At 40.8% G+C, this 5988-nt stretch carries 5 protein-coding genes and 1 pseudogene; 4 read left to right on the forward strand and 2 right to left on the reverse strand.

Annotated elements, in window-relative coordinates; all coding sequences use genetic code 11:
- Positions 1-12 precede the first annotated feature (12 nt).
- Both RMY00_RS00355 and RMY00_RS00360 read left to right on the forward strand, forming a co-directional pair.
- Positions 13-1230: a sensor histidine kinase gene (locus RMY00_RS00355; RefSeq protein ID WP_322645663.1), complete on the forward strand. Its 1218-nt coding sequence runs from the start codon at positions 13-15 to the stop codon at positions 1228-1230.
- A 48-nt stretch (positions 1231-1278) separates the two neighbouring features.
- The gene (locus RMY00_RS00360; protein WP_322645664.1) at positions 1279-1926 is read left to right on the forward strand and encodes a response regulator transcription factor; all 648 of its coding nucleotides are present in this window, start codon (positions 1279-1281) and stop codon (positions 1924-1926) included.
- A 199-nt stretch (positions 1927-2125) separates the two neighbouring features.
- Here RMY00_RS00360 and RMY00_RS00365 read toward each other — a convergent pair whose 3' ends face one another.
- Complete coding sequence (locus RMY00_RS00365) at positions 2126-2356, reverse strand: hypothetical protein (protein ID WP_322645665.1); 231 nt, start codon at positions 2354-2356, stop codon at positions 2126-2128.
- A 34-nt stretch (positions 2357-2390) separates the two neighbouring features.
- The gene (locus RMY00_RS00370) at positions 2391-3185 is read right to left on the reverse strand and encodes a tryptophan-rich sensory protein (protein ID WP_322645666.1); all 795 of its coding nucleotides are present in this window, start codon (positions 3183-3185) and stop codon (positions 2391-2393) included.
- A 305-nt stretch (positions 3186-3490) separates the two neighbouring features.
- On the opposite strand from RMY00_RS00370, the gene RMY00_RS00375 reads away from it, so the two are divergent.
- Positions 3491-4447: a putative 2-dehydropantoate 2-reductase gene (locus RMY00_RS00375; RefSeq protein ID WP_322645667.1), complete on the forward strand. Its 957-nt coding sequence runs from the start codon at positions 3491-3493 to the stop codon at positions 4445-4447.
- Positions 4448-4685: 238 nt separating this feature from the next.
- Positions 4686-5259, forward strand: a pseudogene (locus RMY00_RS00380) (DUF4114 domain-containing protein); the annotation flags it as partial.
- Positions 5260-5988 lie beyond the last annotated feature (729 nt).

Here is a 5988-nt window from a genome sequence, read left to right on the forward strand (position 1 = left end):
TGGAACAGTTCTATGGTTCGCTTGATCTACCCATCTTTCCGTCTGTTGCTTTACTTAGAGTGGCTGTTATTAGCCACGGCAGTGTTCATGGAAGTTCTGCTGCCGTTTCAGTTGTCCTGGTCGTTGCTGCTAAGAATTCTGGCGATCGCAACTTTCAGTTTGATGGGCTTGAGACTACCAATGGTTAAGCTGGAAACAAAATTACTTTATACAGCCCTGGAATTCGGTTTAATTTGGCTACCGGCGACTCAACATAGCTTATCTCCTCGCTCCGTTTTGCTACTGTGTCTGGTACTGGTGATGCGGAGTTGTCTGATATTTAAGCGATCGGGACAGTTGGTTGTCTTGGGTTTATCTTTGCTATCGCATGGAATACTGCTTTTGTCAAGACCCATTGAACCTGAGAATTTTATGCGAGATAAGATGATCGCTATGTCTTGGGATTGGCGATTAAGTAATATATTATTGTTTAGCTTAACGTTAGTATTCGCTTTATTGTTAATTAACGCCCTGCTTGCAGAGCGCCAAAGTCGAGAGCAGTTAGAAATTGCCCATCAGCAATTAGAGAAAATCAATCAACAACTGTGCCAGTATGCTCTACGGATTGAAGATCAGGCAACTTTGCAGGAACGCAACCGAATTGCCCGCGAAATTCATGATGGGTTAGGACACACTCTCGCCGCCCAAACCATTCAGATTAATAATACTTTGTTGTTTTGGCAATCAAATAATGATAAAGCATTGACATTTCTCAAGCAGGCGAAAGAATTGGGGGCTGAGGCACTGCTAGAAATTCGGCGATCGCTTTCTGTTTTGCGTTCAAATCCTTTGCAAGGGCAATCTCTCAAATCAGCCATTGAAAAGCTACTGACAGATTTTCAGCAAACCACAGGTATTGAACCGTCCTGTAAAATTGATCTACCGTACAGTTTATCAACAGAAGTAAACACGGCCCTTTACCGCATTGTGCAAGAATCGTTGACAAATATTTGCAAACATGCTGAGGCAACGAGTGTCACTGTTAGACTACTGGCTCACGCTGGAATGATTCATCTGTCAATCGAAGATAATGGAAAAGGGTTTAACCCCACTCAAAATACAACCGGGTTTGGGTTACAAGGGATGCGAGAACGGGCTGTTGCACTGGGCGGCCAGTTGAATCTCCACAGCCAACTAGGAACCGGTTGCTGTATTTCTGTTTCTTTACCACTATCAAAGGTGTTGTTATAAGGCTTTTCAATTAATTGAATTACCCACTCCCTACTCCCCATCTAAGTTATGATTCAGATTTTATTAGTTGACGATCAGCATCTTATTCGCCAGGGACTTAAGAGTATGCTTGAGTCGAATGCCCAGATGCAGGTAGTCGGTGAGGCGGAGAATGGGCAACGGGCGCTCGAACAGATTGCCGCGCTGCAACCCGATATTGTACTAATGGATATCCGAATGCCTGTAATGGATGGAGTTGCCACAACAAAAGCGATCGCTCAACAATATCCTAATATTAAGGTTCTCGTCCTCACCACCTTTGATGATGATGAGTATGTTTTCCAGGCGATGCGACTAGGAGCCAAAGGCTATTTGCTCAAGGACACCGAACCAGATGAACTAATGTTGGCAATTCGAGCCGTCTACAAGGGACAAACCTTACTCGGCCCAGGATTGTTTGAGAAAGCACTCACGCCTATTGCTGCACCTGTCGCATCTGTGCAACCTCCTCCAGAATTGGCGCAACTTACAGCTAGAGAATTAGATGTATTGCGGTTAATTGCTTGTGGAGCCAATAACCGTGAAATTGCTGAATCCCTGTTTCTCTCAGAAAATACTGTTAAGAATTATGTTACCAACATTTTGAGTCGGTTGAGTTTACGCGATCGCACTCAAGCCGCTTTGTTTGCCTATTCGTTGTTTGGTGAACTTAAATAGATAAATACAAAAATAATATTAAGGGCAGGGGGCAGGGAGAAAGAGAGTTTGAGGCTTGTTTATTTTATTTACACAGTTTGGTTTTATTATGCCGACTTATTTAAATTTGGGATTGTGAATGAGGAAAATCAATATTTTCTTTGATCGACAATTTAAAATTTGGGCATTGTTTAACTCTATAAGTATGTTAATAGAGGAACTATTCAATTTGCTGTCTAAGCGACGGTGTTAGAATCATTAGTCCCCGGACAATCTCTTCAGGAGTGGCTGTGCCATCTATCGTCTTTTGAGCGATCGCCATCACTTCCAAAGCTAGGTTCGTGGGAATTCCCCTTGCTTCTAACCGCTTCAATTCCAAAATGTCAATGCCTGCTGCCAATCCATCCAAATACTCTTCTACACTCACTCCTAAGTTTTCAATTTCCGACATGGGTATAATTAGTTTTTTGTTTGACTTCTATAATTCAAGCATCAATATGTTCTTGTTGGGGGCGTAAACTGTTAATCGTAGCGGTCAAAACTAGGACAATTGCCAAAATCAACACGCTATTTCTGAGCATTGAATTATCAAAGTGCTTGATTGCGATCGCCACCAATGCCCAGAGTATTACTCCTGTATAAGCGATGTCTCGACGCTGGATGACAATAAATGCTGCAACTGCTGTTGCTATCGATACCATGACGAGAGTCCAGATTACAGCAGAAATTCCCCAACCGTTCCACCTATGAAAATACAAAGCACACGCTACGTTGACAATGGTAGCCACGCTGATCCAGCCTAGATAAATGCTGATCGGAAAGTGAATACACCATTTTTTCAGCCGAGATACACGCGATTTACCAATTTCTAACCGCATATAAACACCAATCAGGGGCAACAGAATCAAGAGCATTGCTATTACAGAAAGAGCAAAAAAGCGAGACAAAAACAGATACACCCAGATACTTTGAGCAACACAGGCAATTACCAATAGATAACCTGTGTTACGCAAATCAGGCTCATCTCGTTGGTTAGGTAGAGCTTGGTATACCCCAAAAGCAAATAACCCAAGGTAAATCAGCCCCCAGATAGCAAAGGCATAATTGGCAGGGATAATCAGGACATTTTTAAACAAAGTATTGGAAATTTCCCCTATGCTAAGTCCATTGAGCGGAAAAATATTCGATATTACGTTGATAACAAATGCACCAAAGATTGCAGCCAAAGTAACAAGCTGTCGCCAAAAATCCCGGTAATTGCCTTTTGTGGACTGCTGCATAGGATGTTAACTCATATCTTTTGTGTTTTTAGCTTACATCTGAAAAAGAGCGACGCATATAAACCACAGGCATATCGTGCAAGTTAATGAAGAGAGCGATCGCTCTCTACCTAACTCAAATTTCTTTTCTGCGATCGCCTGCCGGAAATTGTAAACCAGCCCACTGCCAGAGATTTCCTTTCTACGAGACGCTGAACGCGAACGCTAGAAAGAGCGTGATTCAGTACCTAATGCCACACCAGCAGTTTTTGGCTGTATGTATACAATGTGTTCTATGATCATTGAAAAATCTTTTTGTTAGCAAAATGTCCAAGCGTAGTTACGCCATTCTAGGAACTGGTGCATTAGGTGGCTTTTATGGTGCAAAACTGCAAAAAGCTGGCTTAGATGTCCACTTTTTGCTGAAGAGTGATTATGAATATGTCAGTAAATCTGGTTTACTTATTGAGTCAAAAGATGGTGATTTCACCTTGACTCAAGTCAACGCTTACAATGATATAGAAAAAATGCCACAATGCGATGTGGTGGTGATAGCACTAAAGACTACACAAAACCATTTATTGCCGCAGATGTTACCGCCACTCGTCAGGGATGATGGGGTAGTGTTGGTATTGCAAAATGGACTGGCGGTGGAAGAAGAAGTTGCCAAAATAGTTGGCAATGTCAGCATTATTGGTGGTTTGTGTTTTCTTTGTTCCAATAAAGTCGGAGCAGGACATATCCGCCACGTTGACTATGGAAAAATTATTTTAGGGGGATATGCTTCTGGCTATGATCCTACTGAGATTACAGATAAGATGCAGCAAATTGCCGATGACTTTACTAATGCTGGTATCTCAATAGAATTAGTTGAAGACTTATTAATAGGGCGATGGAAAAAATTGGTGTGGAATATTCCCTATAATGGACTGTCTGTAATTCTCAACGCTAGAACAGATGAATTAATGTCATATCCCCACACCCGCAAATTAGTTGAACAATTGATGTATGAAGTTGTAGCAGGGTCGAAAAGTTGTGGACGCATCATTCCTGATAGCTTCATTCAAACAATGCTGGATTACACCTTGAAGATGAAGCCTTATCGTACCAGTATGAAAATTGACTACGACGAAAGGCGACCTATGGAAGTAGAAGCAATTTTCGGGAACCCATTACGGAAAGCGCAAGCAGCAGATGTAGATTTACCGCAGATTAGCTGTATATACCAGCAGCTAAAGTTTTTGGATGAAAAAATAAGAGTGGGAGAACGGGAAAACGCTTAATTATTATTGTCTGAAACACTACACCCAACACTTAATATCGTGGTAAGACGATTAGCATAAAATTTTACCCCTCAAAACTTTTCAAACAGCCTCTAAAAACACAAGACATCATGAGTCAGGGAAGCATAATATCTCTCGGTAACGTTAATGCAGATTTTCAGGTACGAGTTGATCGCCGTCCAGACTGGGAGCAACGCGAAAAAATGAAACCATGAATGCGGATGGAAGAATACTTTAAATAATCGTAAAAATTCAGTCCACAAATCAACCTTTACCTCTTGGTGTAAATCTGCAAACCCAACAACAGGGAGAACTGATTGATTTACGGGGTGTCACAGAATTGGTTAAAGCTGATTTTGTGGTGAATAGAGAAGCTGCTTTTAATAACTTTGTTGGATTCTATCAAGTAGCGAATGAGAATGGTGGTATTGATACTAATGGCGATAGCCAACCTGATATTCTCCCCGGAGAGGCTGGTTATACTCAAGCAGCAGTTCGTGGGCGTATTGCTGGCATTGAACTAAAAGTTAATAACCAAGGTACGCCTATTTACATCGGCAGTTTAACACCTGGTTCTATCTTTGCACCATTTATATATAATTGTTGATGGCAGACCCGATGCAGTGTTAGATACTAATTCTAGTAACGATCCAAGCGTTTACTTCCCTTTTTTGGGTGCTAACACTGAGAAAGTGGATCATCTTCGCCTGTTAGGAAGTAATATCTTTGGTTTTGAAGATTTAGTCAATGGTGGCGATCGAGATTTTAATGATGTAATTGTGCAAGTTAATTTAAGTAAATATATTGTTTAAATAGTCATACCTCCTCAAGTTTCAGCACTTAGAACCGGGAACTCTAAACCCTCAATAGACCATTCGTAAGAGGTTAAGATCACAGGAAATCTATTGCTTTATCTTGTCGCAGCATCCCAATGTTTACCTGGCTTTGGGGTTGCCGATTTAGAGCTTGTTCCAAACCCTCCTCCACAAATAGCTGTCTTACCCTTTCAATTGTTGAGGTCCTGATGTTTATGGTCGAAGCGTAGGCGTAGCCCGCCGTAGGCATCGCTTGATCTATCCAACCTCCTGACTCTCGGTTAGTATCTGCCACTAGTAACACACGCGTGTAATTTATTTTATACGCAGAAGTTTTACATGTAGTTGTCAATTTATCTAAGTATGCTCTCTCTTTAGATGTTAGAGAGACAATGTATTTTTTCTTCGGCATCAGATACGCGCACTACTTTGAGTATCTACAGATTACACTATCCGCATATCCATCAATTTTAAATTGACAGACTACTAAAACTGTATTCAATCAGACTCCTTTTTTTTCTTGAACATTACCGATTTAGTCTAAACTTCAGTATTAATACTAGTGTTGTTAGTATTTTTTCATGCCATATTAGGGCATCAATCTCAGTGTTTTAACTAAGAATCATTAGATATTTTACACAGATTGAAAACTATAGTTTTCAATCTAGTATTTCTGGCTAAACAGCAAAAATAACTGTAATTTCACCTTACCTTAAAGAAATAACT

It is taken from the genome of Nostoc sp. ChiVER01, from assembly GCF_034531155.1.
Taxonomy (GTDB): Bacteria; Cyanobacteriota; Cyanobacteriia; order Cyanobacteriales; family Nostocaceae; genus Nostoc.

Coding starts and splice junctions, on each gene's coding strand:
- RMY00_RS00355 (WP_322645663.1), top strand. CDS start 13: ATGGTTCGCTTGATCTACCCATCTTTCCGTCTGTTGCTTTACTTAGAG.
- RMY00_RS00360 (WP_322645664.1), top strand. CDS start 1,279: ATGATTCAGATTTTATTAGTTGACGATCAGCATCTTATTCGCCAGGGA.
- RMY00_RS00365 (WP_322645665.1), bottom strand. CDS start 2,356: ATGTCGGAAATTGAAAACTTAGGAGTGAGTGTAGAAGAGTATTTGGAT.
- RMY00_RS00370 (WP_322645666.1), bottom strand. CDS start 3,185: ATGCAGCAGTCCACAAAAGGCAATTACCGGGATTTTTGGCGACAGCTT.
- RMY00_RS00375 (WP_322645667.1), top strand. CDS start 3,491: ATGTCCAAGCGTAGTTACGCCATTCTAGGAACTGGTGCATTAGGTGGC.